The 26,854-nt window shown below is 74.9% G+C and carries 21 protein-coding genes; 12 read left to right on the top strand and 9 right to left on the bottom strand.

Going from position 1 to position 26,854, the window contains the following annotated elements; translation table 11 throughout:
* Window positions 1-62 precede the first annotated feature (62 nt).
* From IMZ35_RS14180 to IMZ35_RS14165, 4 genes are read left to right on the top strand one after another with little or no spacing between them, the layout of a single operon-like run.
* Entirely contained in the window at window positions 63-1,595 is a 1,533-nt protein-coding gene (locus IMZ35_RS14180) for a DUF2397 domain-containing protein (RefSeq protein ID WP_307868091.1), read from the top strand.
* The gene (locus IMZ35_RS14175; RefSeq protein WP_307868088.1) at window positions 1,592-2,851 is read left to right on the top strand and encodes a TIGR02678 family protein; all 1,260 of its coding nucleotides are present in this window, start codon (window positions 1,592-1,594) and stop codon (window positions 2,849-2,851) included. The genes IMZ35_RS14180 and IMZ35_RS14175 overlap by 4 nt, the downstream gene beginning before the upstream one ends.
* Window positions 2,848-6,981: a TIGR02680 family protein gene (locus tag IMZ35_RS14170; RefSeq protein WP_199441474.1), complete on the top strand. Its 4,134-nt coding sequence runs from the start codon at window positions 2,848-2,850 to the stop codon at window positions 6,979-6,981. The genes IMZ35_RS14175 and IMZ35_RS14170 overlap by 4 nt, the downstream gene beginning before the upstream one ends.
* Complete coding sequence (locus tag IMZ35_RS14165) at window positions 6,978-8,069, top strand: TIGR02679 domain-containing protein (protein WP_199441473.1); 1,092 nt, start codon at window positions 6,978-6,980, stop codon at window positions 8,067-8,069. Before IMZ35_RS14170 ends, IMZ35_RS14165 begins: the two co-directional genes overlap by 4 nt.
* On the opposite strand, the gene IMZ35_RS14160 is transcribed toward IMZ35_RS14165, so the two are convergent.
* Window positions 8,050-9,288 (bottom strand): ROK family transcriptional regulator, encoded by a 1,239-nt coding sequence (locus tag IMZ35_RS14160; RefSeq protein ID WP_307868087.1) that lies wholly within the window; start codon window positions 9,286-9,288, stop codon window positions 8,050-8,052. The two genes, IMZ35_RS14165 and IMZ35_RS14160, sit on opposite strands and share 20 nt — an antisense overlap.
* A gap of 233 nt (window positions 9,289-9,521) precedes the next feature.
* Here IMZ35_RS14160 and IMZ35_RS14155 point away from each other — a divergent pair, with 233 nt between their 5' ends.
* The 3 genes from IMZ35_RS14155 (at window position 9,522) to IMZ35_RS14145 (ending at window position 13,024) form a co-directional block, all read left to right on the top strand.
* Window positions 9,522-11,402, top strand: a complete 1,881-nt coding sequence (locus IMZ35_RS14155) for a lectin (protein WP_199441472.1) — start codon at window positions 9,522-9,524, stop codon at window positions 11,400-11,402.
* A gap of 204 nt (window positions 11,403-11,606) precedes the next feature.
* Window positions 11,607-12,086 carry a gluconokinase gene (locus IMZ35_RS14150; RefSeq protein WP_199441575.1) on the top strand — a complete coding sequence of 160 codons (480 nt, stop codon included), beginning with the start codon at window positions 11,607-11,609 and terminating at the stop codon, window positions 12,084-12,086.
* The gene (locus tag IMZ35_RS14145; protein ID WP_199441471.1) at window positions 12,083-13,024 is read left to right on the top strand and encodes a threonine ammonia-lyase; all 942 of its coding nucleotides are present in this window, start codon (window positions 12,083-12,085) and stop codon (window positions 13,022-13,024) included. The genes IMZ35_RS14150 and IMZ35_RS14145 overlap by 4 nt, the downstream gene beginning before the upstream one ends.
* A gap of 42 nt (window positions 13,025-13,066) precedes the next feature.
* Here IMZ35_RS14145 and nudC read toward each other — a convergent pair whose 3' ends face one another.
* From nudC to IMZ35_RS14125, 4 genes are read right to left on the bottom strand one after another with little or no spacing between them, the layout of a single operon-like run.
* The gene (gene nudC, locus IMZ35_RS14140) at window positions 13,067-14,032 is read right to left on the bottom strand and encodes an NAD(+) diphosphatase (RefSeq protein WP_199441470.1); all 966 of its coding nucleotides are present in this window, start codon (window positions 14,030-14,032) and stop codon (window positions 13,067-13,069) included.
* Window positions 14,029-15,441, bottom strand: coding sequence for a M16 family metallopeptidase (locus IMZ35_RS14135; RefSeq protein WP_199441469.1), 1,413 nt, complete (start codon window positions 15,439-15,441; stop codon window positions 14,029-14,031). The genes nudC and IMZ35_RS14135 overlap by 4 nt, the downstream gene beginning before the upstream one ends.
* Window positions 15,438-16,727, bottom strand: coding sequence for a M16 family metallopeptidase (locus IMZ35_RS14130; RefSeq protein ID WP_199441468.1), 1,290 nt, complete (start codon window positions 16,725-16,727; stop codon window positions 15,438-15,440). The genes IMZ35_RS14135 and IMZ35_RS14130 overlap by 4 nt, the downstream gene beginning before the upstream one ends.
* Window positions 16,728-16,737: 10 nt before the next feature.
* Window positions 16,738-18,438 (bottom strand): DUF2207 family protein, encoded by a 1,701-nt coding sequence (locus tag IMZ35_RS14125; RefSeq protein WP_307868085.1) that lies wholly within the window; start codon window positions 18,436-18,438, stop codon window positions 16,738-16,740.
* An 87-nt stretch (window positions 18,439-18,525) separates the two neighbouring features.
* Here IMZ35_RS14125 and IMZ35_RS31420 point away from each other — a divergent pair, with 87 nt between their 5' ends.
* A complete protein-coding gene (locus tag IMZ35_RS31420) occupies window positions 18,526-19,863 on the top strand; it encodes a neutral zinc metallopeptidase (RefSeq protein ID WP_267877121.1) in 1,338 nt (445 codons plus the stop codon).
* Window positions 19,863-20,711, top strand: a complete 849-nt coding sequence (locus tag IMZ35_RS14115; RefSeq protein WP_199441467.1) for a neutral zinc metallopeptidase — start codon at window positions 19,863-19,865, stop codon at window positions 20,709-20,711. The genes IMZ35_RS31420 and IMZ35_RS14115 overlap by 1 nt, the downstream gene beginning before the upstream one ends.
* A gap of 10 nt (window positions 20,712-20,721) precedes the next feature.
* On the opposite strand, the gene IMZ35_RS14110 is transcribed toward IMZ35_RS14115, so the two are convergent.
* Window positions 20,722-21,180 (bottom strand): hypothetical protein, encoded by a 459-nt coding sequence (locus IMZ35_RS14110; protein WP_199441466.1) that lies wholly within the window; start codon window positions 21,178-21,180, stop codon window positions 20,722-20,724.
* A gap of 298 nt (window positions 21,181-21,478) precedes the next feature.
* Here IMZ35_RS14110 and IMZ35_RS14105 point away from each other — a divergent pair, with 298 nt between their 5' ends.
* Window positions 21,479-22,165: a response regulator transcription factor gene (locus IMZ35_RS14105; protein ID WP_199441465.1), complete on the top strand. Its 687-nt coding sequence runs from the start codon at window positions 21,479-21,481 to the stop codon at window positions 22,163-22,165.
* Window positions 22,162-23,478: a sensor histidine kinase gene (locus IMZ35_RS14100; protein ID WP_199441464.1), complete on the top strand. Its 1,317-nt coding sequence runs from the start codon at window positions 22,162-22,164 to the stop codon at window positions 23,476-23,478. Before IMZ35_RS14105 ends, IMZ35_RS14100 begins: the two co-directional genes overlap by 4 nt.
* Before the next feature lie 4 nt (window positions 23,479-23,482).
* Here IMZ35_RS14100 and IMZ35_RS14095 read toward each other — a convergent pair whose 3' ends face one another.
* The 3 genes from IMZ35_RS14095 to IMZ35_RS14085 form a co-directional block, all read right to left on the bottom strand.
* A complete protein-coding gene (locus IMZ35_RS14095) occupies window positions 23,483-23,878 on the bottom strand; it encodes a nuclear transport factor 2 family protein (protein ID WP_199441463.1) in 396 nt (131 codons plus the stop codon).
* A gap of 23 nt (window positions 23,879-23,901) precedes the next feature.
* Entirely contained in the window at window positions 23,902-24,897 is a 996-nt protein-coding gene (locus IMZ35_RS14090; protein ID WP_229371951.1) for a potassium channel family protein, read from the bottom strand.
* A gap of 68 nt (window positions 24,898-24,965) precedes the next feature.
* Window positions 24,966-26,378: a M20/M25/M40 family metallo-hydrolase gene (locus IMZ35_RS14085; protein ID WP_307868084.1), complete on the bottom strand. Its 1,413-nt coding sequence runs from the start codon at window positions 26,376-26,378 to the stop codon at window positions 24,966-24,968.
* A gap of 91 nt (window positions 26,379-26,469) precedes the next feature.
* Here IMZ35_RS14085 and IMZ35_RS14080 point away from each other — a divergent pair, with 91 nt between their 5' ends.
* Window positions 26,470-26,838, top strand: a complete 369-nt coding sequence (locus tag IMZ35_RS14080) for a DoxX family protein (RefSeq protein WP_199441461.1) — start codon at window positions 26,470-26,472, stop codon at window positions 26,836-26,838.
* Window positions 26,839-26,854 lie beyond the last annotated feature (16 nt).

The raw sequence follows: 26,854 nt of genomic DNA, 5'->3' as shown, positions 1-26,854 counted from the left end.
CGGCGGTCCGCGGTTCCCGTCGCGGCGGGTCCTGTCGGTGCGCGGCACTAGGGTGGCCGTCCGTGGAGCCAGGGGACGAGACACCGGACGGCGGGCGGCAGCGCAGGTTGAAGCTGTACGCCTACCTGGACGCGCAGCACCACCAGCGCACCTACCTGGCGATCATGCGGCTGTTCGCCTCGACGCTGCTGGCCGACCTGTCGGCCGGCGAGGTCGCCGGCGCGCTGGCCGGCGCCGAGCGCGCGGGGCGCGTCGACCGCGGCGAGTCGCGGGTGGAGAACGTGATCAACCGGCTCAACCAGCTCGTGGAGTGGGGCAACCTGGTGCGCGGGCGGCGCGAGGTCGTCGCGGCGAGCATCGCCGAGTTCCAGCACGGCAGCGCCCGCTACCAGGTCAGCAAGCTGGCGCTGCGCGTGCAGCGGGACGTGGACGAGGTGCTGCGGGTGCCGGAGGGCGCGCGCGAGGTGTCGCGCGAGCTGCTGCCCGCGATCGAGCGCGGCCTGAGCGAGCTGGGCCGGTCGCTGTCCGAGGCGCTGGTGTCCGGCGCGTCCTCGCCGCGCGCCAGGGAGGTGCTGGCCGAGCGGGTCACGACGGTGTTCCTCCAGCACGCCGAGCTGGCGGCGACGGTCCGCGACTTCTACGCCTACCTGGGCCAGGTCGTGACCCGCAACCACCTCGCGCCGGAGGAGATCTCCGGGTTCCGCAACCTGCTGGTCGAGTACATCCAGATGGTCGTGGAGGACGTGCTGCGGCACACCCCGGCCGTCGCGGACGCCCTGGCCGGGCTGAACCGGGCGCGGGCGGAGCTGCTGCGGCTGCTCGGCTCGGCCGAGGGGCTCGGCGCGGAGGTGGAGCGCGCCCGCGGCCGGTCAGCGCACGACTGGGACGAGCTGACGGACTGGTTCGTGGACCGGCCCGGCCGTCCCAGCCAGGTGACGGCGCTGCGCGAGGCCACGGCCCGCGCGATCGGCTCGCTGCTGGCGAGCGTGAAGCGCGCGACGTCCGGCGGCGGCCTGCTGCCGGGGCGGCGCGCGGAGCTGCTGAAGCTCGCGGCCTGGTTCGACGGCGGCACCCGCGATCAGGCGCACGAGCTGTACGCGGCGGCGTTCGGGCTGCACTCCGCCCGCCACCTGTCCCCCGCGCCGGAGCACGACGGCGACGACGAGCGGACGCCGTGGCGCGACGGCCCGGTGCTGGACGTGACGGTGAGCGTGCGCAGCCGCGGCGACCGGGGCGCGCGGGGCCGCACCTCGCGGATCGTGGACGACCCGATCACCGAGCAGTCGCTGCTCGCCGAGGCGCGCGAGGCCGACGAGCGGCGCGCGGCGTCGGTGGCGGAGCTGACGGCGGCGTCGTCGGCGCTGGAGGAGACGGTGCTGTCCCCCGGCGCGCTGGGCGTGCTGTGCGAGCTGCTGACGCTCGCGATGGCCCAGCGGGAGGACGCGGCCGACACCGGGTCGGCGACCGATCCGGTGCGCGGCCTGCGGGTGACGGTGGCGGCCGAGCCCGGCGGGGCCACCCGGATCACGTCGGCGGCGGGCACCCTGACGCTGCACGACGCGGCGCTGACCCTGCACGGAGGCGGCGCGTCGTGAGCCCGCTCGTGCTGGACGACCTGCCGGAGATCGACGCGGCGAACGTGGTGCGCTGCGCGCGCACCCTGCTGCGCAGGCCGCTGCTGCGCGCGGGCGGCCACGACGGCGACCTGCTGGCGCTGGTGTACCGGCACCGGTTCGCGCTCCAGGACCTCTTCGCCGGTCTGCTGGGCTACCGGCTCGTCGTGGAGCGCCGCTTCGCGCGGCTGTACAAGTCGGGGCCGGGCGCCGACGACACCCGCGGTGTGCCGGGCCTGTCGCCGCGCGGTTACGCCTACCTGGCGCTGACGCTGGCCGTGCTGACCGGCGCGGGGCGGCAGGTGCTGCTGTCGCGGCTGGTGGCGGACGTGCGGTCGGCGGCGGCCGAGGCGGGCGTGGAGGTCGTGGACGACACGGCCGACCGGCGCGCGCTGACGGCGGCGCTGCGGCACCTGGTGTCGCTGGGGGTGCTGCACGAGACGGAGGGCTCGGTGAACTCGGTGGTGCCGAGCGGGCCGGAGGTCGCGCTCGTGCCCCTCGAAGCGCTGCTGACGATCGACACGGACCTGCTGGGCCAGCTGCTCACCGGTCCGGTCGGCGAGGCGGACTCGCCGCGGCGGCTGGTGGAGCTGGCGGCGCGGCCGGGTCCGCGGGGTGTGGAGCACGCGGTGCGGCGCAGGCTCGTGGAGACGCCGCTGGTGCTGTACGCGGACCTGCCGCCGGAGCAGGCCGACTGGTTGCGGCGTCACCAGCGGCGGGAGTCGGTGCTGCTGGAGAGGTGCTTCGGGCTCCGCACGGAGAGCCGCGCGGAGGGCGTGCTCGCGACCGACCCGGAGGAGTACCTGACCGACGTGCACTTCCCCGGCGCGTCCACGGTCGCCCGGATCGCGCTGCTGGCGCTGCCGCGACTCCTGGAGACCGACGACCCGGAGGACCCGGACGAGGAGCAGGCGCACCGCACCGACGGCCGTCACCCCGTCGCGCCCGGCCGGTTGCGCGAGGTGTGCGAGCTGCTGGTGGCCGACTACCCGGCCGCCTGGTCCAAGCAGGTGGCGGAAGACGTGGACCGGCTGGCCGAGGAGGTCGTGGAGCTGCTGCGCGCGGCGGGCCTCGCGGTGGTGACGGACGAGGGCGTGCTGCTCAACCCGGCCGCGCACCGCTGGGTGCCCGAGCCGGACGGCGATCCGGAGCGCGAGGTCGTTCCGGTGGCCGTGGCGGCGCCCGAGCCGAGCTGGTCCCTGTTCGACGACGACGACGACACGGAGGGCGGCGCGTGAACGCCGAGCGGGACAGGTGGCGGTTGCACCGCGGCGGCGTGGTCAACATCTGGCAGTACAGCGAGCAGACGTTCGACTTCTCCGGCGGGCGGGCGATCTTCCAGGGCACCAACGGCTCGGGCAAGTCCCGCACGCTGGAGCTGCTGCTGCCGCTGTGCCTGGACGGCGACCTGCGCCAGCTGGGCTCCAAGGGCTTCGACACGGTCAGCATCCGCCGTCTCATGCTGGACGACTGGAACGGCGGCCCCAACCGGGTCGGCTACGCGTGGATCGAGCTGCACCGCGTGGTGAACGGCGTCGAGGAGCACCTGACCTGCGGGCTGGGCGTGAAGGCGTCGAAGACGTCCAACGCGATCACCGACTCGTGGCGCTTCATCACGCCGGCGCGGGTGGGGCGCGACCTCCAGCTGTGGGTCACGGTGACCGACACCGAGCGCGCGCCGCTGAGCCAGCCGCAGCTGCGGGAGATCATCGGCGCGGACTGCCTGTACGAGGAGGCCCCGTTCCGGGCGAAGATCGCCGAGAGCGTCTACGGGGTGCCGGCGGCCCGCTACGGCGACCTGCTGCACCTCCAGCGCACGCTGCGCAACCCCGACGTGGGTCTGAAGGTCCTGGAGGGGCAGCTGGAGCAGATCCTGTCCGACGCGCTGCCGCCGCTGGACCAGGCGATGATCGAACAGCTCGCGACCTCGTTCGACGACCTGGAGTCGATCCGGGAGAACATCACCAGGCTGTCGTCGGCCGACGCGGCGCTGAGCACGTTCCTCACGACGTACTCCGACTACGCGTTCGCGGGCGTGCGGGCCGCGCTGGAGCGGCTGACCGGCGCGGAGGGCGCGGTGCACAAGCGGCAGCGCGAGTCCCGGCGGCTGACGGCGCTGCTGGCCGGGGCCCGCGAGGAGCGGACCGGCGCCGAGAGCGCGCAGGTGGAGCTGGAGACGGGCGAGCAGCGGGCCGAGGAGCGGATCGGGGCGCTCAAGGAGCTGCCCGCGTTCCGCGACCTGGAGGACCTCCGGACGCGGGAGAAGCTGGTCGACGAGAAGCGCTCGTCGGCCGTGGCGGCGCTGGAGATGGCGAACAAGCAGCGCACGGCCGAGGACGGGGCCGTCGACGGCGTCCTGCGGCAGTTGCGCCGCCTCGCCGACGACCTGGCGTCGGCCGACGAGCTGGTGGAGCCGCTGAGCGGCCACCTGCGCGCGATCGGCCTGGACCCGGCGCTCGCGCCGGTCGTGCCGCGGGTGCCGGTGACCGACGCGACCTCGGTTCCCGACCGGGTGCGGGCGAAGCCCGATCCCGAGGCCGATCCGCTGCCCGTCGACCGGCGCGTCCCGCCCTCGCCGTCGGCCGGGGAGGTCCTCTCCGGGCTGGAGCGGGCCGGTGCGGCGGCGGAGGAGATCGCCTCGGCCGCCCGGCAGCGGGGCGCGCTGGCGCTGGCCCTGCACGAGCGGGCCGTGCGGCTGGAGGCCGAGCAGCGGCACGTCGAGGACGTGCGGCGGCGGGCCGAGGACGCGCGGAGCGCCGCCGCGGACGCCGCCACCCTGCGCGACCGGGCCACCGCGGAGCTGACCGCGGCCGCGACCGGCTGGGTGGAGGCCGTCGCGCGCTGGCGGGCGACCGGGCCGCTGGCCGAGGAGCACCCCGAGCAGGCGCTGGACCTGCCGGAGACCGCCGATCTGGTGACCGGCCCGGCCGGCGCGCGCACCACCACGACCGCGGCCCGCGCGTGGGTGACCCCGCTGGTGCGGGCGGCGCGCGACGCCGAGCACGCGGCGGGAGGGCGTCGGAGCGAGCTGCGGACCCTGATCGACGAGCGGGACGCGGAGCTGGCCGGGCTGCGCTCCGGCGAGGAGCCCGCGCCGCCGCGCGACCGGTTCTCCCCGGCCGGGCGCGACCCGGCGACCGGGTCGCCGTTCTACCGGCTGGTGGACTTCGACGCGGCTCTCGGGGACGCGGAGCGGGCCGGGCTGGAGTCGGCGTTGCAGGCGTGCGGCCTGCTCGACGCGTGGGTCGGCGGCGACGGCGTCGTGGACGATCCGGACCTGGCCGGGGTGTTCGCCCGCGCCGCCGCCCCGGTGGAGGGCGCGGCGCTGACGTCGCTGCTGGTGCCGGCGACCGAGGGGGAGCCGGTGGACGCGCGGGTCGTGGCCGGGCTGCTCGCCGCCGTGTCGACGACCGCGGCGGTGAACGATCCGGCGGCGGACGATCCGGTGGCGGGCGGGCTGTCGGTGTCGGTGACCGGCCGGTGGAGCGCGGGGGTGCTCGGCGGCGCGTGGAGCAAGCCCGCGGCGGAGTTCATCGGCGCGGGCGCGCGCGACGCCGCGCGACGGCGGCGCATCGCGGCCCTGGAGGACGAGCTGGAGGCGCTGCGCGGAGACCTCGGCGCGGCCGAGTCCGAGCTGACGGCGGCACGCGCCCGCGTGGCGCGCTGGGAGGCGCACCTGGCCGGGTTCCCCGACGACGGCGAGCTGATCGGCAGGCACAGCAGGGCGCAGGCCGCGCAGGAGTCGGCGGACCGCGCCCTGACCGGGGCCGCTGCGCTGCGCGAGGAGCTGGAGGGTGCGCTGGCCCGCGCGGAGGCGGCGCGGACCGACCTCGCGCGGCGGGTCGGCGAGGCCGGTCTGCCCACCGGCAGCGACGGGCTGCGGCAGGCGCAGCAGGCGGCGGCCGAGGCGCAGCGCACGGCCGACCGGCTCGGCGACGTCCTGCGGCGGCGCTGCCGCGGTGCCGTGGCCGACCTCACCGACGCGGTGCACCGCTACCACGCGGCCGTCGCCGACCGGGAGGCCGCCGAGGCCGACGCGGAGGCGCGCTGCGTGGACCTGGCGACGCAGGCGGCGGCCCTGACCGAGCTGACCGACGCCGTCGGCGGTGAGGCGCGGGAGATCTCCGCGCAGCTCACGTCGCTGGAGTCGTCGCGCCGGTCGGTGCGGGCCGAGCTGCGCGGGGTGCGCGAGCGGGTCGCCGCCGCGCGCGAGGAGGCCGCGAAGCTGGAGGCCCAGCTGGAGGCGGCGCACGCGCAGCTCGCCGAGGCGCGGGAGACCGAGGCCCGCGCCGCCGAGCAGTGCCTGGCCGCGGTGTCGGCGCCCGGTGTGCTGGTGGCGGCGCTGCCCGACCTCGCGGAGGACGACCTGGCCGCGGTGCGGGCGGCCGTCGCCGCGGCCGGTGAGCGGCGCGGCGCGAGCGAGGCGACCGTGATCAGCAAGCTCCAGGCGCTCCAGACGTCGCTGGCCGGGTCGCACGACATCGCCGCCGAGCAGCACGGCGGCGTGCTGACGGTGACGGTGACCGGCGAGGAGGGCCCGCGTCCGGTGGCCGTGGCAGCCCGCCGGGTGCGGACGAAGCTGGCCGAGCAGCGCAGCTTCCTGGACGAGTCCTACCAGGGGATCTTCGCCGACTACCTGATCCGCGACCTCGCCGAGTGGCTGCGCGGTCAGATCGCCGTGGCGGAGGACCTGTGCCGGCGGATGAACGAGGTCCTGGGGCGGGCGCGGTCCAGCCAGGGCGTGCACGTGAAGCTCGCCTGGCGGTCGTCGTCGGCGCTGGAAGAGGAGACGAGGCAGGCGCTCGCGCTGGTGCGGCTGCCGTACGCGAACCGGACGCCGGAGCAGGACGCGACGCTGCGCCGCGTGTTCACCGAGCGCATCGAGGCGGAGCGCGACTCGCAGACCCGCGGCTACGCGGAGATCCTGTCGCGGGCGCTGGACTACCGCGCGTGGCACGCGTTCACCGTGACCGTCGCCGACACCGGCCCGGACGGCGGCCCGCGCGAGCGCAGGCTGCGCCAGCTGTCCTCCGGCGAGACGCGGCTGATCTCCTACGTGACCCTGTTCGCGGCGGCGGCGTCCTTCTACGACGCGGTGAGCAGCGGTTCCGACTCGTTCGAGCCGCTGCGCCTGGTGCTGCTGGACGAGGCGTTCGAGCGGTTGGACGACCCGACGATCGCGCGGATGCTGGGCCTGCTGGTGGACCTGGACATGGACTGGGTGATCACCTGGCCGAGCGGCTGGGGCGTGTCGGACAAGATCCCGCGGATGCACATCTACGACGTCCTGCGACCGCGCAACGGCCGAGGCGTGGCGTGCACGCGCACGACGTGGGACGGCGTGGCGCTGGGCCGGGTGGACCCGTGACGCGCGAGGAGCTGCGGGACGCCTACGGGCTGACCGAGCTGGCCGAGCTGTGGCGGCTGGCCAGGGAGACGATGGAGTCGCCGCGGCCCCGGTCGGCGTTCAGCGTGCGGGTGCCCGACGCCGCCACCGCAGAGGCGCTGGGGTTCGTGCTGCGCAAGGAGGTCGGCTTCCCCGCGCGGCGGCAGGTCTCGCTGGTCAAGCTCAACGAGCACCTGCTCGCCGGTCCGCACGGCCGTCCCCTCGTGGAGGTGCTGCACGCGGTGCACGGCAGGCCGGTGGAGCGGGGCGCGGAGCGGGCGGACGCCTTCGTGGCGCGGGACCCGGTGGAGACGTCGCTGTGGAAGGCGCTCGACGAGCACGGGCTGGTGCGCGAGCCGTGGGCGCAGCGGTGGGTGGAGGAGGTGCGCCGCTACGGTCGCGTCCCCGCGGCAGAGGCGCCCGCGACCGCGCGGCGTGCCGCCGAGGTCCTGGCCTCGCTGCCCCGCGCCACCACGCGGCACGCGCTGGCGGGCACCGCCCTGGACCGGGGACGGCCGCTGGCCCGGCTGGTGCTGCGCGGCCTGGCCCTCTCCCTCGGCGTGGAGGTTCCGGTGACCGCCGCGCAGGAGCGGGCGCTGTGGGAGCGGGCCGGGGTCGCCGCTCACGGGCTGGGCGCGCCGCCGATCGTGCACGCCGCGGAGGCGGGCGGCACGGTCGCCGTGTGCCGGAGCCCGCGACTGGTCGAGGAGGCGGTCGCGGCCGGGGTGGCGCATCCGCTGGTCTGCGTCGACGACCGGCTCACCGACGAGGCGCGCGAGGTGCTGCGCGGGCGTGACGTGGTCGTGCACGCCGACTTCGACCGCGCGGGTCTGGCACTGGTGGACGAGGTCGTCGCGGTCACCGGCGGACGGCCGTGGCGGATGGGCGCGGCCGACTACCGGGCCGCCGTGGCCGAGCTGATCCCGGCCGGTGTCGACCTGCCGACGCTGACGACCGCACCCTCCGGGGACTCCGAGCTGGTCCGCGCCATGACCTCGGCCGGGCTCGTCGTGGAGGAGGAGCACGTGCTGGAGACGCTGCTGGCCGACCTCACCCGGTGGAGCGCGTAGCCGACGCCGCGCGCACCCCGCCCGCCGCCAGGAACTCCGCGACGGGCAGCGTGGCCGCGCCCAGCGCCACCGACTCCGGCCCCAGCTCGCACAGGTCGATCGACGCCCGCTGGAACGACCGGCGCAGCGCGTGCTCGGCCGCGGCGGCGCGGATGCCGGGCAGCAGCCGCTCGCCGAGCAGCAGACCGGCCCAGCCGCCGATGATCACCCGTTCCGGGTTGAGCGTGTTGATCAGGTTGGCCACGCCGGCACCGGCGCAGCGCGCGGTCTCCTCCAGCACGGCCCGCGCCCGCGCGTCGGTGTCGGCGAGCGCCACGAGGTCGCGCAGCGCCCGTTCCTGGTCCACCTCGACCGGCCGCGCTCCCACGGCCTCGTGGTACCGGTCGAGCACGCCAGCGGCCCCGACGTACGCCTCCAGGCAGCCGCGCGCGCCGCAGCGGCACGTTCGCCCGTCGAGCGCGATCGTGGTGTGCCCCCACTCGCCCGCGCCGCCCGACGCCCCCCGGTACGGCGTGCCGTCGGCGACGACGCTCGCGCCGACCCCGGAGCCGATGAGCGCGATCACCGCGTCGCGCGCGCCCCGCCCCGCCCCGAACCACATCTCGGCCTGACCGAGGGTGTTGGCACCGTTGTCGACGTGCAGCGGCAGGCCGGTGCTCGCAGCGAGCAGCCGGTGCAGCGGGACACCGTCCCAGCCGGTCGTCTGGGCGTGCACGAGCGGTTCGGGCCCCTGCTCCACGAGGCCCGGCACGCCCACGCCGACGCCGAGCACCCGGTCGCGCTCGACGCCGCTGTCCGCCAGGCACCGCGTGAGCCCGGCGGTCACCCGCCGCACGACGGTGTCGACGGACTGCGCGCCCGGTTCCACCGGGAAGGTGGTCATCGCGAGCCGGGTGAGCGTCAGGTCGAAGACCTCCACGAGCACGTGCGTCTCGCCGACGTCGACCCCGGCGACGGCGGCGTGGCCGGGGTCCACCCGCAGCAGCACGCGCGGCCGTCCGCCGTCGGACTCCACGAGCCCGGCCTCCGCGAGGACGCCGTCGTCGAGCAGCTCACCGGCGACGTTGCTGACCGACGCCTGGCTCAGCCCGGTCGCGCCCGCGAGCTCGTGACGGCTGAGGGGGCCGTGGAAGTAGAGGTGGCGCAGCACGCGGGCGCGGTTGGCGGCGCGCAGGTCCCGCACCGTGCGTCTGCTGCCGTGTCCTGTTCTCAGCGGCACCGCTGCGGACCTCCCACCCCTTGACGGCACACCTGCGCGTCGCTTGAATCACGTCTTGAAGTAAGGCGTGATGCGAAGGTGTCGCGTCCGAGTGTGCCAGTCGTCGCAGAGCTGCGAGAACTGTGACCCCGCGCCGTCCCCGCCGCCCTCCCGGCCGGGGCGGGGCGACGGCCCAGCGGGCGTGCCGTCCTCCGCGCGCGCCTCCGCCCTCCAGCGAACGAGGACTCCCTGCCATGCCTCACTCCTCGCCACCCCGCCAGGGGCCGCACCGCCTGATCCCCGTCGCCGCCGCGCTCACCGCACTGGTGGCCGCGTTCGCGGTGGTCCCCGACGCGCCGTCCGCCACCGCGGCGGGCGAGTCGGTCGACGTGCACCTGACCACGACCTCCGACCCCGGTGGCCGCGTGGTCACCCGCGGCCTGCAGAAGCAGACCCCCGTCACCTTCACCGCCGGCAACGGCACGGGCGGCCAGACGATCACCGTCGACGAGAACACCACCTACCAGCAGTTCGAGGGCGGCGGCGCGTCGTTCACCGACACGGCGGCGTGGCTGATGAACAGCAGCGGCGCGCTGAGCGCGGCGACGCGCGAGGACACCGTGCGCAAGCTGTTCGACCCGGTGAACGGGATCGGGCTGTCCTTCAACCGCAACGTGATCGGCTCGTCCGACCTCGCGCGCGGCAACTTCTCCTACGACGACACGTGCTGCGACGTCGGCGACTTCACCATCGCCCACGACCTCGCGGACGTCCTGCCGCTGACCAAGCGCGCCAAGGAGCTGAACCCCGAGCTGACGGTCATGGCGTCGCCGTGGAGCGCGCCGGGCTGGATGAAGGACAACGGCCGGCTCGACCAGGGCTGGCTCCAGGCGCAGTACTACGGCCAGTACGGCCAGTACCTCGCGAAGTACGTGCAGGCGTACCAGTCGCGGGGCGTGCCGATCGACTACGTGTCGGTGCAGAACGAGCCCGGCTGCTGCCCCGGGTACCCGTCGATGCACTGGAACACCGACGGGCTGATCTACTTCACGAAGAACGCCCTGTGGCCCGCGTTCCGCTCGGCCGGGATCACCACGAAGACCCTGGTCATGGACTGGAACTTCGACGCCTACGACACGTGGGCCAAGCCGCAGCTCCAGGACCCGGCGATCGTGAACGACCCGCTGTTCGGCGGCATCGCGTGGCACGGCTACGGCGGTGACGTGGCGACGCAGACGCGCGCGCACGACGAGTTCCCGAACGTGAAGTCCTACGACACCGAGCACTCCGGCGGCACCTGGATCTCCGACCAGCAGGCCGAGGACATGAACAACATCATCGACTACACCCGCAACTGGGGCCGGACGGTGACGAAGTGGAGCCTCGCGGTCGACCAGAACCGGGGCCCGCACAACGGCGGCTGCGGCACGTGCACCGGCCTGATCACCGTTCACAACGGGGACTCCAGGCACGGCCAGGTGGACTACACCGTCGAGTACTACACGATGGGCCACCTGACGAAGTTCGTGCGCAAGAACGCCCACCGCGTCGCGTCCACCGACAACGCGGCCGTGCGCAACGTGGCCTGGAAGAACCCCGACGGCTCCAAGGCCCTCATCGCGCACAACACCACCGGCGGCACGCAGAACGTGCGGGTGAACTGGGGAAGCTCGTCGTTCTCCTACGACCTCCCGGCGAAGACCTCGGCCACGTTCACCTGGCGGGGCGTCCAGGCCGGGAACCCCGCCCCGGTCGGCGGCGCGATCACCGGTCTCGGCGGCAAGTGCCTCGACGTCGCGGGCGGCTCGACCGCCAACGGCGCGGCCGTGCAGGTCCACGACTGCAACGGCTCGGCGGCGCAGCGCTGGGCGGTGAACACCGACGGCACGATCCGCACCCCCGGCGGGAAGTGCCTGGACGTGAAGGACGGTTCGACCGCGAACGGGGCCGGGGTCCAGGTCTGGGACTGCTTCGGCGGCGGCAACCAGCGGTGGACCGTCACGGCGGCGCGGGACGTCGTCAACCAGGGGGCGGGCAAGTGCCTCGACGTCACCGGCAACACCTCGGCCAACGGCACGCCGGTCCAGATCTGGAGCTGCACGGGCGGCGCCAACCAGAAGTGGACCGTGAGCTGACGGCCCCGAGCACCGCGGGCGGACCGTTCCCCGGCGTGAACGGTCCGTTCGCGGTGCTCGAACGCTCCACCCGGGGTGTCTGAACGCTCCACTCGGGGTGCTTGAACGCTCCACTCGCGGTCGGGGGTCGGGGGGCGCTCGTACAGTTGCGCGGGATCGGACGTCGAGGGCAGGAGGTCCCAGGTGAAGCAGCTCGTGGTCGTGATGGGCGTGTCGGGTTCCGGCAAGACCACCATCGCGCAGGAACTGGCGAAGCGGCTCGGTGTGCCGTACGCCGAGGCCGACGAGTTCCACTCGACCGCCAACATCGAGAAGATGGCGGCCGGTGTCCCGCTGACCGACGAGGACCGCTGGCCGTGGTTGCGGACCATCGCCGACTGGCTGCGCGAGCGCGGCGAGCGGGGCGGCGTCGTCACCTGCTCCGCGCTCAAGCGCAGCTACCGCGACCTGCTCCGCGAGGGCGACGACCGGGTGCTGTTCGTGCACCCCTACGCCCCCAAGGAGGTCGTCGCCGCGCGCGTGGCGGCCCGCGAGGACCACTTCATGCCGGTGAGCCTGCTCGACTCCCAGTACGCCACGCTGGAGGTGCTCCAGCCCGACGAGCCCGGCTTCGTGCTCGACGCCTCCGGAACCGCCGCGGACCTCGTCGACCAGGCGGTCCGGCGGCTGGAGACACCGGCGTGACACCGACGGTCCCGCTCGCGGAGGTCGAGCGCGCCGCCGAGCGCATCCGTTCCCTGGTGGTGCGCACGCCCCTGCTGGAGTCCGAGCGCCTCGGCGCGGAGCTGGGCGTGCGGGTGCTGGTCAAGGCGGAGAACCTCCAGCACACCGGCAGCTTCAAGCTCCGGGGCGCGCTGAACACCCTGCTCGGCTGGCAGGAGGACGGCGAGCTGCCCACCGGTGTCGCCACGTTCTCCGCGGGCAACCACGGCGCGGCCGTCGCGCACGCGGCACGTCTCGCCGGCATCCCGGCCGTGGTGTGCATGCCGCCCGCCGCGGTGGCGTCGAAGGTCGAGGCGGTGCGCGGCCGCGGCGCCGAGGTCGTCTTCACCGACGACCTGCTGGGCACGTGCCGCGCCCTGTGCGAGGAGCGCGGTCACCGGCTGCTGCACCCGTTCGACGACCCGGCGGTCATCGCGGGGCAGGGCACGGTCGGCCTGGAGGTGCTCCAGGACTGCCCGGACGTCGACCTGCTCGTCGTGCCGGTCGGCGGCGGCGGGCTGATCAGCGGGACCGCCGTGGTCGCGAGGGCGGTGAAGCCCGGCGTCCGCGTGGCCGGGGTCGAGCCGCTCACCGCGAACGGCGTGTCGCACGGGTTGCGTGTCGGCCGTCCCGAGCCGCTGCCCGTGCGGCCGGTGTCGCTGGCCGACGGCCTCGCGGCCCCCTTCGCGGGGGAGCACACCCTCGCTCACGTGCGGGAACTGGTGGACCGGGTCGTCGAGATCGACGAGCAGAGCATCCGCGACGCCTGGTGGCCGCTGGTGGACGCGACGAAGCTGCTGGTGGAGCCGTCTGCCGCGGTCGGCCTGGCCGCGCTGCGCAGCGGGGCGCTCCCGCTGGGCGACGCGCGCGTGGTCGTCCTGGTCCTGTCCGGCGGCAACACCGCGGCGACGCTGGGCTGAGGGCGGGTGCGGCACCTCGTCAGGAGTGCCGCACCCGTCTCGTCAGGCCCTGGACCAGGACTGGAGCATCCGGAACGCGATGGACGACCCGCCCGCCAGGAGCAGGTCGGGAACGCTGCCCGGCTCGTCGATCGCCCGCCGGACGTCCGCGCGGGACACCCACCTGGCCTCGGCGATCTCCCCGTCCGCTGGCACGAGCGGCTCGTCCGGGTCCGCCACGGCCGCGAAGCCCACCATCAGCGAGCGCGGGAACGGCCACGGCTGGCTGCCCAGGTAGCGGATCGAGTGCACGTGGACCGAGACCTCCTCCTCGATCTCCCGCGCGACGCAGGCTTCGAGGGACTCACCGGCCTCCACGAACCCGGCGAGCACCGAGTACCGCCCCTCCGGCCAGCCCGTTCCCCGCGCGAGCAGCACCCGCTCGCCGTTCACGCCCTCGCCGTCGTGCACGAGGCAGATCACGGCGGCGTCCGTGCGCGGGTACTCCTCGTGCCCGCACCGCGTGCACACCCGCACCCAGCCGGACTTGCCCGGCTCCGCGGCCGAACCGCAGCGCGCGCAGAACCGGGCGTTGCGGTGCCAGTGGAACAGCGCCACGGCCGAGGTGAACAGCCCCGCGCCCGTGTCGTCGAGCAGCGCGCCCACGGCCCGCAGGTCGAGCCACTGCGGCTCGTCCGTCAGGTCGGGGGCCAGCCAGGCGCGCGCGTCCGGTGCGGACGCGTCGGTCTCGTCCTCGGTCAGCGGCACGCCCCAGTACGCCACGCCGTCCTGCTCACCGAGCAGCACCGCCGAGGCGGGTGGTTCGTCGCCGAAGTCGGTCGCCGGGCGGTCCACCAGCCGGGTGCCCCGCTCCGCCACGAGAGCGCGACCCCGGACGTCCACGGCGACGACCCGCGACTTCGGCCACAGGGCCGCCAGCCGTTCGGCGTCCCCGCGCAGCGGCTCGCGGCGGTCGACCGTGAAGCGCGACAGCGCGGGATCGCCGATCAGCTCGAACGGGCCGCTCACGGGAGGACGACACCGCCCAGCGCTCGGAGCTGCGGGGCCAGCCGCTCCGCGTCGCCGACGAGGACGCCGGTGAACGCGGTCGGGGCGAAGAACTCCAGCGCCACCTCGGCCACCTGCTCGCGCGTCACGGCGGTCAGGCGCTCGGGGTGGGCGGTGAACCAGTCGACGTCCAGGCCGTTCCCGGCGAGGTTCACCAGGAACGAGGCCAGGCCCGCCTGCGAGGACGTGGCCGTCAGCAGCGATCCCACGGCGTAGCGGCGCGCGGTGTCCACCTCGGACTCCGTGGGCGGCACCAGGCCGAGCTTGCCCAGCTCGTAGCGGGTCTCCAGCAGCGCGGCGGCGGTCGCCTCGCTCGCGGTGTCCGCGTCGACCAGCAGCGTCGCGGTGCCCGGCGTGAACTCCGGGTGCGACCGCGCGCTGTAGGTGTAGCCCTTGTCCTCGCGGATGTTCTCCACCAGGCGCGAGGAGAAGAACCCGCCGAAGACGAGGTTCGCGATCTGCAGCGCCGGGTAGCGCGGGTCGGTGCGGGCGAGCCCCTGCGCGGCCAGCCTGATCTGCGACTGCACCGCGCCGGGGCGGTGCACCAGCAGCAGGTCACCGCCGGTGACCAGGGGCAGCGGACGCAGTTCCACGGCGCTCGCGTCGGACGACCAGGCCGCCAGCGACTCGCCGATGGCGCGCACCGCGTCGTTCGGGTCGACGTCGCCGACGACGACCAGCACGGAACCGCGCGGCAGCACGGCGCTCGCGTGCAGCTCGGCGACCTCGTCGCGCCGCACCCGCGCGATCTCCTCGGCCTCCGGCATCTCCTTGGCGAAGGGGTGGTCGCCGTAGAGGTGCCGCTGGAGGGCCTCGCGCGCGATGACGCTGGGCTGCGAGCGGGCCAGTGCGATCCGCTCGACGAGCCGGTCGCGCTCGCGCTCCACCTCGTCGGCCGGGTAGGCCGCGCCGGTGAGCACGTCGCGCAGCACGTCGAGGAGCGTGTCCAGGCCGCTGGCCAGCGCGTTGCCGGAGATGCTCAGCCGCTCCGGGTCGACCACGGCGTCCAGCTCGCCGCCGACGAGCGCCAGCTCGGTGTCGATCTCGACGCGGCTGCGCCGGTCGGTGCCGGTGAGGACGGTGCTGGCCAGTACCTCGGCGCGCGCCGAGTGCTGCGAGCCCTCGGCGGAGTCGGCCGGGTCGGCGAACGGGATGCGCAGCCGCAGCTCCACCAGCGGCACCGCGGAGCGCCGCACGGCCAGCACGCGCAGGCCGTTGGGCAGCACGGTGTCCACGCTGGACAGGTCGGCGGGCGGGCGCTGCTCGCCCAGCTCGGGGAGGGGACGGGGGCCGTGCTCGGTGCGGCCGATCTCCCCGGCCGTGCGGTGCGAGCCGGGCGCAGGGTCGAGCTTCTGGTCCGCGGCGCTCACTCGGTGCCTCCACTGCTGGCGGGGTTGACGATCAGGACGGCGCGGGCGTCGGGCCGCAGGGTCTTCGCCGCGGCCGACACCTCCTCCGCGGTGACGGCGGCGATGCGCTCGGGAAGTTCGTAGATCAGCTCCGCTCGGCCGAACAGCAGTTCCGCCGAGCCGAGGCCCAGGGTGCGGCTGGTGAGCCGGTCGTGCTCGCGGTGCATCGTGGACACCCAGCGCGCGGTGACCTTGGCCAGCTCCTCGGTGGTCGGCGGCTCCGACGCGAGCTTCTCCAGCTCCTCGTCGATCGCGGCGAGGACGGTCTCCGCCGCCACCTCCGGCGCGTGGATCGCGGTGATGCTGAACGTGTCGGGGTCGCGCGCTTCGAGCGGGCCGAACAGGCCGCAGCCCGCGCCCACGTCGGTGACGATCGCGTCGCGGTGCACCAGGCGCTGCTGCAACCGGGAGCCGTCGCCGTCGGTCAGCACACCGGCGAGGACCAGGTGCGCGAGGTAGGCGTCCAGGTCGCCGACCGGGTCGGGCACGCGGTAGCCGACGGCCAGCGCGGGGAACGGCGCGTGCGCGTCGGTGTGCTCCGCGCGGCGGGCGGCGCTGGGCGGCGGCTCGGCGAACGACGGCCGCTGCGCCACGGGACGCGCCGGCACGTCGCCGAAGTGCTTCTCCACGAGGGCGAGCGTGGTCCGCACGTCGAGGTCACCGGCGACGGTGAGCACGGCGTTGCCCGGCGCGTAGTAGGTGTCGAAGAACGCCGCGCAGTCCTCCACGGTGGCGTTCTCCAGGTCGGTGAAGTCGCCGTACCCGTTGTGCGCGTTGGGGAAGGTGTCGAAGAGCACTGGGGGGAGCAAGATCCACGGGAAGCCGCCGTAGGGGCGGTTCAGCACGTTGAGCCTGATCTCCTCCTTCACCACGTCGATCTGGTTGCGGAGGTTCTCGGCGGTGATCTTCGGGGCGCGCATCCGGTCGGCCTCCAGGAACAGCGCGCGTTCCAGGGCCGCGGACGGCAGCACCTCGTAGTAGTCCGTGTAGTCCGGGTGGGTCGACCCGTTGAAGGTGCCGCCGGAGGACTGCACGTGCCGGAAGTGCGCCAGCTTCTCCAGGCTCTCGCTGCCCTGGAACATCAGGTGCTCGAACAAGTGGGCGAAGCCGGTGCGCCCCTCCGGCTCGGAGCGGAATCCGACGTCGTAGTGCACGCTCACCCCGACGACCGGCGCAGTCGGGTCGGGGGCGAGCACCACGCGGAGACCGTTGGACAGCGTCGACCTGTGCAGCTCGGGTGGGGCCATGGAAGAAAGCCTACGGCGTCGGACCTCGCAGTGAGCGGAGGTGCCCCGCCTGGGCCAGCACCCCGTCCAGCGCCCCCAGGAACGACGGGAAGCGCTGCGCGAACCGGTCCAGGTCGTCGGCCGGATCGGTCTCGCCGAACCAGTACAGACCGGGTGTGCCGTCCGCGTCGGAGCGCAGCCGGGCGAACGTGCCGAGCCACCGGTCGGCCTCGCCGAGGACGACCGCGTAGGGCAGCGACCGGGAGAACACCAGCTCGCGATCGGCGTCCGGGACGTCGGCCGGGTCCAGCTCGCGCAGGTAGCCGCGCAGGCCGCGCACGTGCTCCAGCAGGGCGCTGCCGCGCCGGGTCCGCGCGGGCATCGCCCTGGCGAACACCGCGAGCGCGATCCCGGCCGCCACCACGACCAGGCCGAACAGCGCGTGGCCGACGGTGAGGGCGAGCACGGCGGTGAGGACCGCTCCCGCCGCGGCCGTGCCCGCTCCGGCCCACCACCACAGGGTGCGCTCGGCGTCGGGACGGCGGGCGAACCAGCGCTTGGCCACGACGTCGCCGTACAGCTCGTCGCGGACCGCGCTCAGGTCGACGTCGCGGGCGCGCAGCTCGGACAGCAGCACCGAGTCGGCGCCGTCGGGCAGCACGGCCCGGTAGACGGCGCGCTCGTAGCCCGACAGCGCGGCGTCGGCGGGGTTGCGGCGGACGATGCGCCAGTCCAGCACTCCCCCGGCCGAGCCGACCTCGGCGATCCACAGGTAGTTGCGCACGGCGAGGTCGATCACCGTCGCGGTCACGTCCACCACGTCGACGTGCTCGTCGACGACCGTGCCGACCTGCCCCGGCAGGACGCCGTCCGGCGAGGCGAACGCGACGCGCCCGTCCTCGCCCGCGACGAGGACCGTCACCGGGCCGACCCCGGCCGCCATCGCCGCGGCGTCCCTGCCGCGCAGCAGCCACAGCAGCGCGACGCCGCCGAGCAGCAGCACCAGCAGCACGCCGAGCCCGACGGCGGTGACCGGGGTCAGGGCGAACGCGGCGGCGAGGCCGGAGCTCTCCACGACGAGGGCGTTGGGCGGCACGACCCCGGCGCTCAGGCCGACGGCGAGGTCGACCCGCTCGCCCGTGCCGAGGCCGATCTCCTCGGCCCGCACGCCGCGGCCGTCGGCGAGGTCGGCGCTGGTGCACGGGGTGGACGATCCGGCGGGACCGGCGAGGCAGTTGACCGATCTGGGCGCTTCCGGCGAGGCGAGCGAGACCGTCACCGAGTCCAGGTCGGTGTTCCAGCCGCCCGCGACCTGCCAGCGCAGCTCCAGCTCGTCGCCGACCTCGCTGATCGTGCCGTCGACGACGTAGGTGGCGGTCGTGCGCCCGCCGCCCGCCTCCAGGACGAGCTCGTCGCCGGTGACGGACGCGGAGCCGCTGCCCTCGACGCGCGCGTCGGTGACGGTGAAGACCCGGTCGAGGTCCTCGCCGGCGGCGAAGCGCAGCGGCACCACCCGACGGGCGGTCCCTCCTTCGGGGACGGTGACGACCTCGGTGACACCGAGACGGCCGTCGCGCTCCAGCTTGAGACGCACCTCGCTGCTCACCACGTCGGGAAGGGGTTGCGACGTCAGCGCGGTCGCCGGGCCGGCGGCGGCCAGCGGGCCGATCAGCGACGCGAACGCGGCGACGACCACGACCGATCCGGTGACCGTTCCCCGATTTGTGAACACGGCCGCGGACAATAGCGGAGTCGGCCTATGCTCTCGTGGGGATTCGACGGTGCGCTATCACGGCGGCGATATGGGGGCCACGCAGCAATGACGCAACCACCGCCGCCCGGCGGTTGGCCGCCACCGCGTCCGGTCGCGCCGCCTCCGGTGCCCGCGCCGCTGCACCGGGTGAGTCCGCCCCCCGGCGGACCGCCCCCGACCCGCACGGACCAGCCGGGCACGGTCCCGCCCGGCACGATCCCACCCGGCCCGGTCCAGCCCGGTCCCCAGCAGACCGGCCCGGTCCAGCCGCTCCCGAGTCGGCCCGGTGCCGGACAGCAGTGGCCGCCGCCGTGGCCGCAGCACCCGCCGCCCGCCGCCGTGATGCCGCCACCGCAGGCCACCGGGCCGCAGCACGGCGGCCCCTGGGGCCCGCCTCCCGGCCGGTGGGCGCCTCCGCCGCCGCGGCGCAGCAACGGCCCGGTCGTCGCCGGCGCGCTGCTGTCGGTGGTGGTCCTCGGCATCGCGCTGGTCGGCGTGGTCGCCGCGTCGAGCAGGCCGGACCGCGTCGACGTCGGCTACTCCGGCGGCTACACGACCTACACCGCCACGGCGACCCCGCGGCGCACCACCGCGGCCACCACCACGACGAGCGCCACGACGACGGCCAGCGCGCCGACCTCGACCCGTTCGAGCTCGGCCTCCCGACCGTCCTCCGGCCCGAAGTCCGTGATCGCGCTCGGCGACAACCCGATCCACAGCGCGAACATCGGCGCGTTCGACGTCCCCGGCTGCGCCCTGCCGAGCATGGACTACTCCCCGGCCGGGCAGGACCGGTTCCTGCGGGCCGCGCTGCCGTGCATCGAGCAGATGTGGCGACCGGCGTTCACCCGGTCGAACCTGCCCTACCAGCCCGCCGAGCTGATGATCGTCACCACGCCCACGCAGAGCCCGTGCGGCACGGTGAAGCCGGACGGCACCGCCCGCTACTGCGAGGGCGTCGTCTACTGGACGGCCAACGCCTACGCCGGCGAGCAGAGCGCGAACAGCCCCAACCACCCCGGCAAGTACCTGGGCCAGCTCGCCCACGAGTACGGCCACCACGTCCAGTGGCTCGCCGGAATCCTGAAGGCGTCGAGCAACGCGCAGTACGAGAAGGGCGGCTGGGACACCCCGGCCGGGCTGGACGTGAACCGGCGCAAGGAGTTGCAGGCCACCTGCTTCGGCGGCATGGCGCTGGCTCCGCTGTCGCGCGGCGCGATCCCGATGGACGTCATCTCGATGGCGCTGCAGGACGCGGGCAACCGCGGTGACTGGCCGGACAACGGGCTGCCCCGCGACCACGGCTCCCCGGAGCGCAACGCCGCGTGGGCCAAGCACGGGTACGACACGAACTCGACCGCCGAGTGCAACACGTGGTTGTCCCCGGCGGAGGACGTCGCGTAGTGGTGCGGCAGGACGGCGCCGAGCGGAACGACCCGGTCGTGCTGGCCGGTGTCTTCGTGCTGGTCGTCGGCGCGGTGCTCGCGCTCGGCCTGGCGACCCGCGGCACGGAGTCGCGGGTGATCTCCGGTTTCGCGCTGCCCGTGGCCGACTCGTCGCGCCCGCGCGCGGCGCAGCGCGTCGCCGGGCACCAGCTCATGACGAGCCCGGTGTCGCTGACGCCGGTGACGTGCGAGCTGCCCCGTTTCGATCAGGACGACGCGCGCCTGCGCCTCTACTACGAGGCGGGGCTCACCTGCCTGAGCCGGGCGTGGGAACCGGTGCTGACGGCGGGCGGCACGTCTCCCGAGCCCGCACGGCTGGACACGACGCCGGGGACGGAGGACGGCCCGTGCGGCGCGGCGCCCGGCGGTGAGGAGGTCGTGGCCTACTACTGCGGCTCCGACCGGACCGTTCACATGATCACCGAGCGGCTGCGGGAGGTCGGCGGGGACGCTCCCACGACGCACCTGGCGACGCTGGCGCACGAGTACGGGCACCACGTGCAGGCGGTGAGCGGGCTGCTCCGGGCGGCGCAGGTGGACGGCGCGACCGACCTGGAGATGTCGCGGCGCGTGGAGCTCCAGGCGGACTGCTTCGCCGGGATGTTCCTGGCCGCCGCGCACGGATCGATCGGCGCGGACCTGGTGGCGCTGGTGCTGGAGGACTTCGGGCGCAGCGCCGGGGAGGACCCGGCCGACAACACGCACGGCAGCGGTTCCAGCCGGGCCCGCTGGGTGGAGCGGGGACTCGCCGAGAACTCCACGGCGGCCTGCAACACCTTCGCCGCCCCGGCCTCGGAGATCGGCTGAGCCGGTCGGGTCAGCCGACCGCGGGTGACGCGGGACTCCGGCGGCGGGAGCCGATCGGACGGCGGACGAGGAACGCGTAGACACCGCCGGCCACCGCGCTCAGCGCCAGCAGCAGGGCGGTGAGCCGGGTGGCCAGCGGCACCCCCTCGGGCACCGCACCGGCCATCATCACGGTCGTCGCCCCGGCGGGGACGACCACCTCGAACGTCTCGCCCTCCGCGTGGCCGCAGCCGTCCAGCCGAGCCTCGCGGGTCTCCCCACCGGCGGTGAACCGCACGGTGTCGTGGGCGTCGGGCGCACCGCACGAGGTGGAGGTGAGCACCTCGGCCGTCACCCGCTCGCCGCTCACCGCCGCGGACCCGGACACGCCGGACAGCACCCACACCAGGCCCACCGCTGCTCCCAGACCCACCAGTCCGACGACCAGCAGGACCAGCACCCGTCGTCCGGGGCCACGCCCAACCGCCACCCGCGCATGCTCCCAGAACCGGGGGCCCCTTGTCGTGGGTCTGTGTCGACGGTTTCAGCCCGCTCCCGGCGGGACGCGCACGGCGCCGGTCCGCACGAGCCGCGCCCGATCTCCCCCCGACGGCCGTGACCGTGCCCACGAGCGACGCGGTCGCCGTCCGCCACGCGCACCACGACCAGCGCGCGACGGCCGCACCCGGCCGCGCGGCCGGACGGCCGCTCGGGTTCCGGCACGGGGACCTGCTCGTCCTGCGGGACCGGGTGAACGTGGCTCACCCGATTTGCGCCCGACCACCACAATGGTGCTCGTGTCGACCCCCGCCAGGGTGCTGGTGATCGAGGACGCCGAGGCCATCGGGGTCGCCGTCAGCTCCGCGCTGCGCGACGTCGGCTACCAGGTCCTGCTCCGCGGCGGCGGGCGTGAGCTGGAGTCCGACCTCGCCCGGTTCAGGCCGGACCTGGTGGTGCTGGACGTCATGCTGCCCGGTCGCGACGGGTTCGTCCTGCTGGAGGTGGTGCGCCGCGCCAGCGGAGCGGGCGTCGTGATGCTCACCGCGCGCGACGGCGTGTCCGACCGGCTGCGCGGCCTGGACCGCGGCGCGGACGACTACCTGGTGAAACCGTTCGTGCTGGCCGAGCTGGTCGCCAGGGTCAGCGCCGTGCTGCGCAGGCTGGGCCGCACGCCGTCCGCCGTGGAGATCGGCGACCTGCTGGTCGACGCCGACTCCGGCGTGGTGCTGCGCGGCGACCGGACGGTCGACCTCACGGCCACCGAGCTGCGGCTGTTGCAGTACTTCGCGGCGCAGCGCGGGCGCGTGGTCGGCAAGACGCAGATCCTCACCGCCGTGTGGGGCTACGAGGACTACGCGCCGAACCTGGTGGAGGTGCACGTCAGCGCGCTGCGCCGCAAGCTGGAGGAGCACGGGCCGCGCCTGCTGCACACCGTCCGCGGTCTGGGGTACGTGTTGAGGGCGGACCAGCGGTGAGCCGTCTGCGGACGGTGTCGCTGCGACGGCGCGTCACCCTGTCCGCGCTGGCCGTGCTGGCCGCGGTGCTCGTCGGCGTGGTGTTCCTGGTCGACGCCCTGTTCGCCGCGCAGTCGCACGACGACCTCGACGCGCTGGTGCAGGAGAAGGCCCGCAGCGCGCAGCAGCTCGTGAAGCAGCGCGTGCGCGGCGGTGAGCTGGTCAACCGCCTGGAGGGCCGCGGGGTGCGCGTCGTGGTGGTCGGGGCCGACGGCACGACCTGGGGACGCGCGCCGAGCGGCGCGCAGGAGGAGACCAGCCGCCCGCTCCAGGACGGCTCGACGATCCGGCTGTTCGCCGACACGTCGGTGATCACCGCCGCGCAGGTGCGGTTGCGCAGGCTGCTGGTGCTGGCCGGGTGCGGGGCGCTGGCCGTGGCGACGCTGGCCCTGGTGCTGGTCCAGCGGCGCGCGCTGGCGCCGCTGGACGCGATGACCACGCTGGCCCGCTCCATCTCCAGCGGCGACCGCGGCCGCCGGCTCGACCCGGCGCGCACGGACGACGAGCTGGGCCGCACGGCGGCGGCGTTCGACGACATGCTCGACTCCCTGGAGGGGGCGGAGACCTCGGCGCTGGAGTCGGAGGAGCGCACGAAGCGGTTCGTCGCCGACGCCGCCCACGAGCTGCGCACGCCGATCGCGGGGGTGCAGGCCGTGGCGGAGGCGCTCGTCCAGGCGGCTCCGGAGGAGCGCGAGCGGCTGAACCTGCTGCTGGTCCGCGAAGCGCGCCGCGCGGGGCGGCTGGTGGACGACCTGCTGGCGCTCGCGCGGATCGACGCGGGCCTGGAGCTTCAGCGCGAGACCGTCGACCTGCTCGCGCTGGCCGAGGCCGAGGTGATCCGCACCGGCCTGCTGGCCCCGGAGCTGGACGTGCGCAGCGAGGGCGAGCAGGCGCTCGTCCACGGCGACCCGCAACGCCTGGCGCAGGTGCTGGCGAACCTCGCGGACAACGCGCGGCAGGCCGTCGGGCCGACCGGCCGGGTGCGGCTGTGGGCCGGGCAGTCCGGCGCGTGGGCCGAACTCGTCGTCACCGACGACGGGCCCGGCGTTCCCGAGACCGACCGGGAGCGCATCTTCGACCGGCTGGTGCGGCTGGACGACGCCCGCGACCGCCGCTCGGGCGGCTCCGGCCTGGGCCTGCCGATCGCGCGCGGCGTGGTCCGCGCGCACGGCGGCGAGCTGACGGCCGAGGCCCCCGCCCCCGGCGAACCGGGGGCGGTGTTCCGGCTGACCCTGCCGCTGTCGCGCCGCCGTCCGGTGCCGGACGGCGGCTGACGGGTCAGCCCCCGGCGAACACGGGCGCGAGGTCGCCGTAGAGCCGCTGCTCCACGAACGCGCCGGTGGCGTCGATCGTCGCGAACACGCAGCCGGGGATGTCGACGTGGCCGCCGTTCTTCAGGTCGTAGGCGATGCGGATCTCGAACAGCGCGTCCGTGTTCCCGTTCGCGCCCGGTTGCTCGAACCAGGTCACGACGGTGTGCCTGATCGCGTCGCACCGGTCGAGGACCGTCTGGATCGACGCATGCGCGGCCGCCCTGCCGGACACCGGCTCCGCGTTGGCGAAGGTCAGTGTCACGTCGTCGCGCATCAGCGCGACCGCGTCGCCGAGATCCCCGGAGTCGACGAGCGCGTAGTAGCGCTCGACGAGGGAGCGCGCAGAGGTGGTCGAGGACATCCGGGTCTCCTTCGGCTGGACGGTCAGTCTCCGTTGGGCGGGGTCACCTTCTTGACGTAGAGCAGCCGGTCGCCGGGCTCGATCGAGTCCGCCTCGGCGGCGTCCACCCGGTACAGCTTCCCAGCGCGCACGAGGCCCAGCACGATGTCCGGCAGGTGCCGCGGCGAGCCGCCGATCTCGTGCTGCTCGACGTCGCGCTCGGAGATCGCGAGCCCCGAGTCCGGCGTGAGCAGGTCCTCCACCATGTCCACGACGGTCGGCGTCGCCGTGGCCATGCCCAGCAGGCGGCCCGCCGTCTCGCTCGACACGACCACCGAGTCCGCGCCGGACTGGCGCAGCAGGTGCTCGTTCTCCCGCTCTCGCACAGACGCGACGATCTGCGCCTTCGGGGCCAGCTCCCGCGCGGTCAGCGTCACCAGGACCGCCGTGTCGTCGCGGTTCGCCGCCACGACGACCGCCCGCGCCTTCGTCACGCCCGCGACGCGCAGCACGTCGTTGCGCGTGCCGGAGCCGTGCACGGTCACCAGGCCGATCGCCGACGCCGAGTCCAGCGACTGCTGGTCGGTGTCGACCACCACGATGCCGCCGGGCGTCACACCGTCGCCGAGCAGCGCGGCCACCGCCGACCGCCCCTTCGTGCCGTACCCGACCACCACGACGTGATTCCGCACCTTCGTCCTCCACTTCTGGATGCGCAACGCCTGCCGCGAGCGTTCCGTCAGCACTTCGAGCGTCGTGCCGACCAGCACGATCAGGAACAGCACCCGCAGCGGGGTGATCACCAGGACGTTCACCAGTCGCGCCATCGGGCTCACCGGCGTGATGTCGCCGTAGCCGGTCGTCGACAGGGACACGGTGGCGTAGTAGACGCAGTCCAGGAACGACAGCGGGTCCTCGCTGACGTCCCGGTAGCCGTCGCGGTCCACGTAGACGATGAGCACGGCGGCGAACAGCGCCGTCAGCGCGCCGATCACGCGTTTGAGGATGGCCCTGGTCGGGCTCTGCACGTGCGCGGGCATCGTGATGACGCCCACCAGCGAGTGGTCCGGCCGGTCGGTGAGCCGATCGGCGGGGGTGCGCACCCGGATCACGACAGCCTCCCCGGCAGCAGGCGCCACAGGTGCGCGGCGGCTTCCGCGCCGCGCAGCAGCAGCGGCACGACGACGCGCTCGTTCGGGGCGTGGATGCGGTCGCCGGGCAGGGTGACGCCCAGGTAGACGACGGGCGCGCCCAGCCAGCCGTGCAGGATCGCGGCCGGGCCGGAACCCCCGGTGCGGCTGAACCGGACGGGCTGCTCCAGCGCGGCCTCCAGCGCGTCGTGCACCGCGAGGTTCGCCGGGTGGGTGAGGTCCACCGCGTAGGGCGGAGCGCCCGCTCCGCGCTCGATCACCTCGGCCCGGACTCCGGGCGGGGTGTGCGCGGCGACGAACGCGCGGAGCTGGTCGGCGACGTGCTCGGGCCGCTGGTCCGGCACGAGCCGGAAGGACAGCTTCACCGACGCCGACGCGGGGACGATCGTCTTGCCGCCGGGACCGGTGTAGCCGCCGGCGATGCCGTTGACCTCGGCGGTCGGCCGCGCCCAGACGCGCTCCAAGGTCGTGAAGCCCTCCTCGCCGGTGGCGGCCTGCGCGCCCCCGGCGTTCGCGGAGAGCCACGCGGCCTCGTCGAAGGGCAGCTCCGCCCACGACGCGCGCTCGGTCTCGGAGAGCTCCGCGACGTCGTCGTAGAAGCCGGGCAGCCCGACCCGGCCCGCGTCGTCGTGCAGCGCCGCGACGAGCCGGGCCAGCGCCGTCGCCGGGTTGGGGACACCGCCACCGGCGCGGCCGGAGTGCACGTCGGACGTGCCGCCGGTGAAGACCACGTCGGCGGCGTACTGGCCGCGCTGGCCCGTGCAGACCGTCGGCGCGTCCCGCTCGTACAGCGGTGTGTCGGTGAACACGATCAGGTCGCTCGCCAGTTCCGCGCGGTGCTCGTCGAGCAGGCGGGTGATGTGCGGCGAGCCGGACTCCTCCTCGCCCTCGACGAACAGCACGAGGTTCACCGCCGGGGAGGTCCGCCCGGTGGCCGCGAGGTGCGCGCGCACCCCCAGCAGGTGCATCGCGACCTGCCCCTTGTCGTCGCTGGCACCGCGCGCGAACAGTTCCTCGCCCACGAGGACGGGCTCGAACGGCGGGGTGTGCCACAGCTCGACCGGGTCGACCGGCTGGACGTCGTGGTGCCCGTAGACCAGCACCGTCGGCGCGTCCGGGTCGTCCGACGGCCACCGCGCGTGCACGGCGGGCAGCGCCGGTCCCGAGTCCCACACCTCCACCACGGGCCAGCCGTCCGCGCGCAGCGCCGAGGCCAGCCACTCGGCCGATCTGCCCACGTCGGCGTGGTGCGCCGGGTCGGCGCCCACGGAGGGGATGGTCAGCCACTCGCGCAGCCCGGAGAGGAAGTCGTCCGCCAGCGCGGCGACGGCCTCGCGCTCCCGGTGCGCGGGCTCGGGATCACCTGTCACGGCGGGAGGATAACCGCGCGGCGGGGCGAACCGGTGACGGATCGGGTGGTCCGGTGCCGAGTCGTCGCGAGCGGCGTGGCAGGGTGCGGTCATGACACGTTCCTGGCCGGCGGTCGCGCTGGCCGCGCTGTGCGTCGGAGCGGGGATCACGCACTTCGCCGCGCCGCGCCCGTACGACTCGATCGTGCCGCGCGCGCTGCCGGGCGAGCCCCGGACCTGGACCCACCTGTCCGGGGTCGCCGAGATCGCGGTGGGCGTCGCGGTGGCCGTGCCGCGCACCAGGCGGCTCGGCGCGACGCTGGCCGCGGCGCTGTTCGTGGCGGTGTTCCCGGCCAACGTGACGATGGCGTGGCGCTACCGGACGAAGCCGGCGAAGGCGAGGGCCGTCGCGTACGGCCGGTTGCCGCTCCAGGTGCCGCTGGTGCTGTGGGCACTGCGGGTGCGCCGTTCGTCCTCCTGAGAGCACCGCTCCCTGA

This window comes from Umezawaea beigongshangensis, from assembly GCF_016464305.1.
In the GTDB taxonomy this organism is placed as follows: domain Bacteria; phylum Actinomycetota; class Actinomycetes; order Mycobacteriales; family Pseudonocardiaceae; genus Umezawaea_A; species Umezawaea_A beigongshangensis.
Note: the sequence above shows the minus strand (reverse complement) of the source record. Positions and strands in the feature narration are given on the sequence as shown.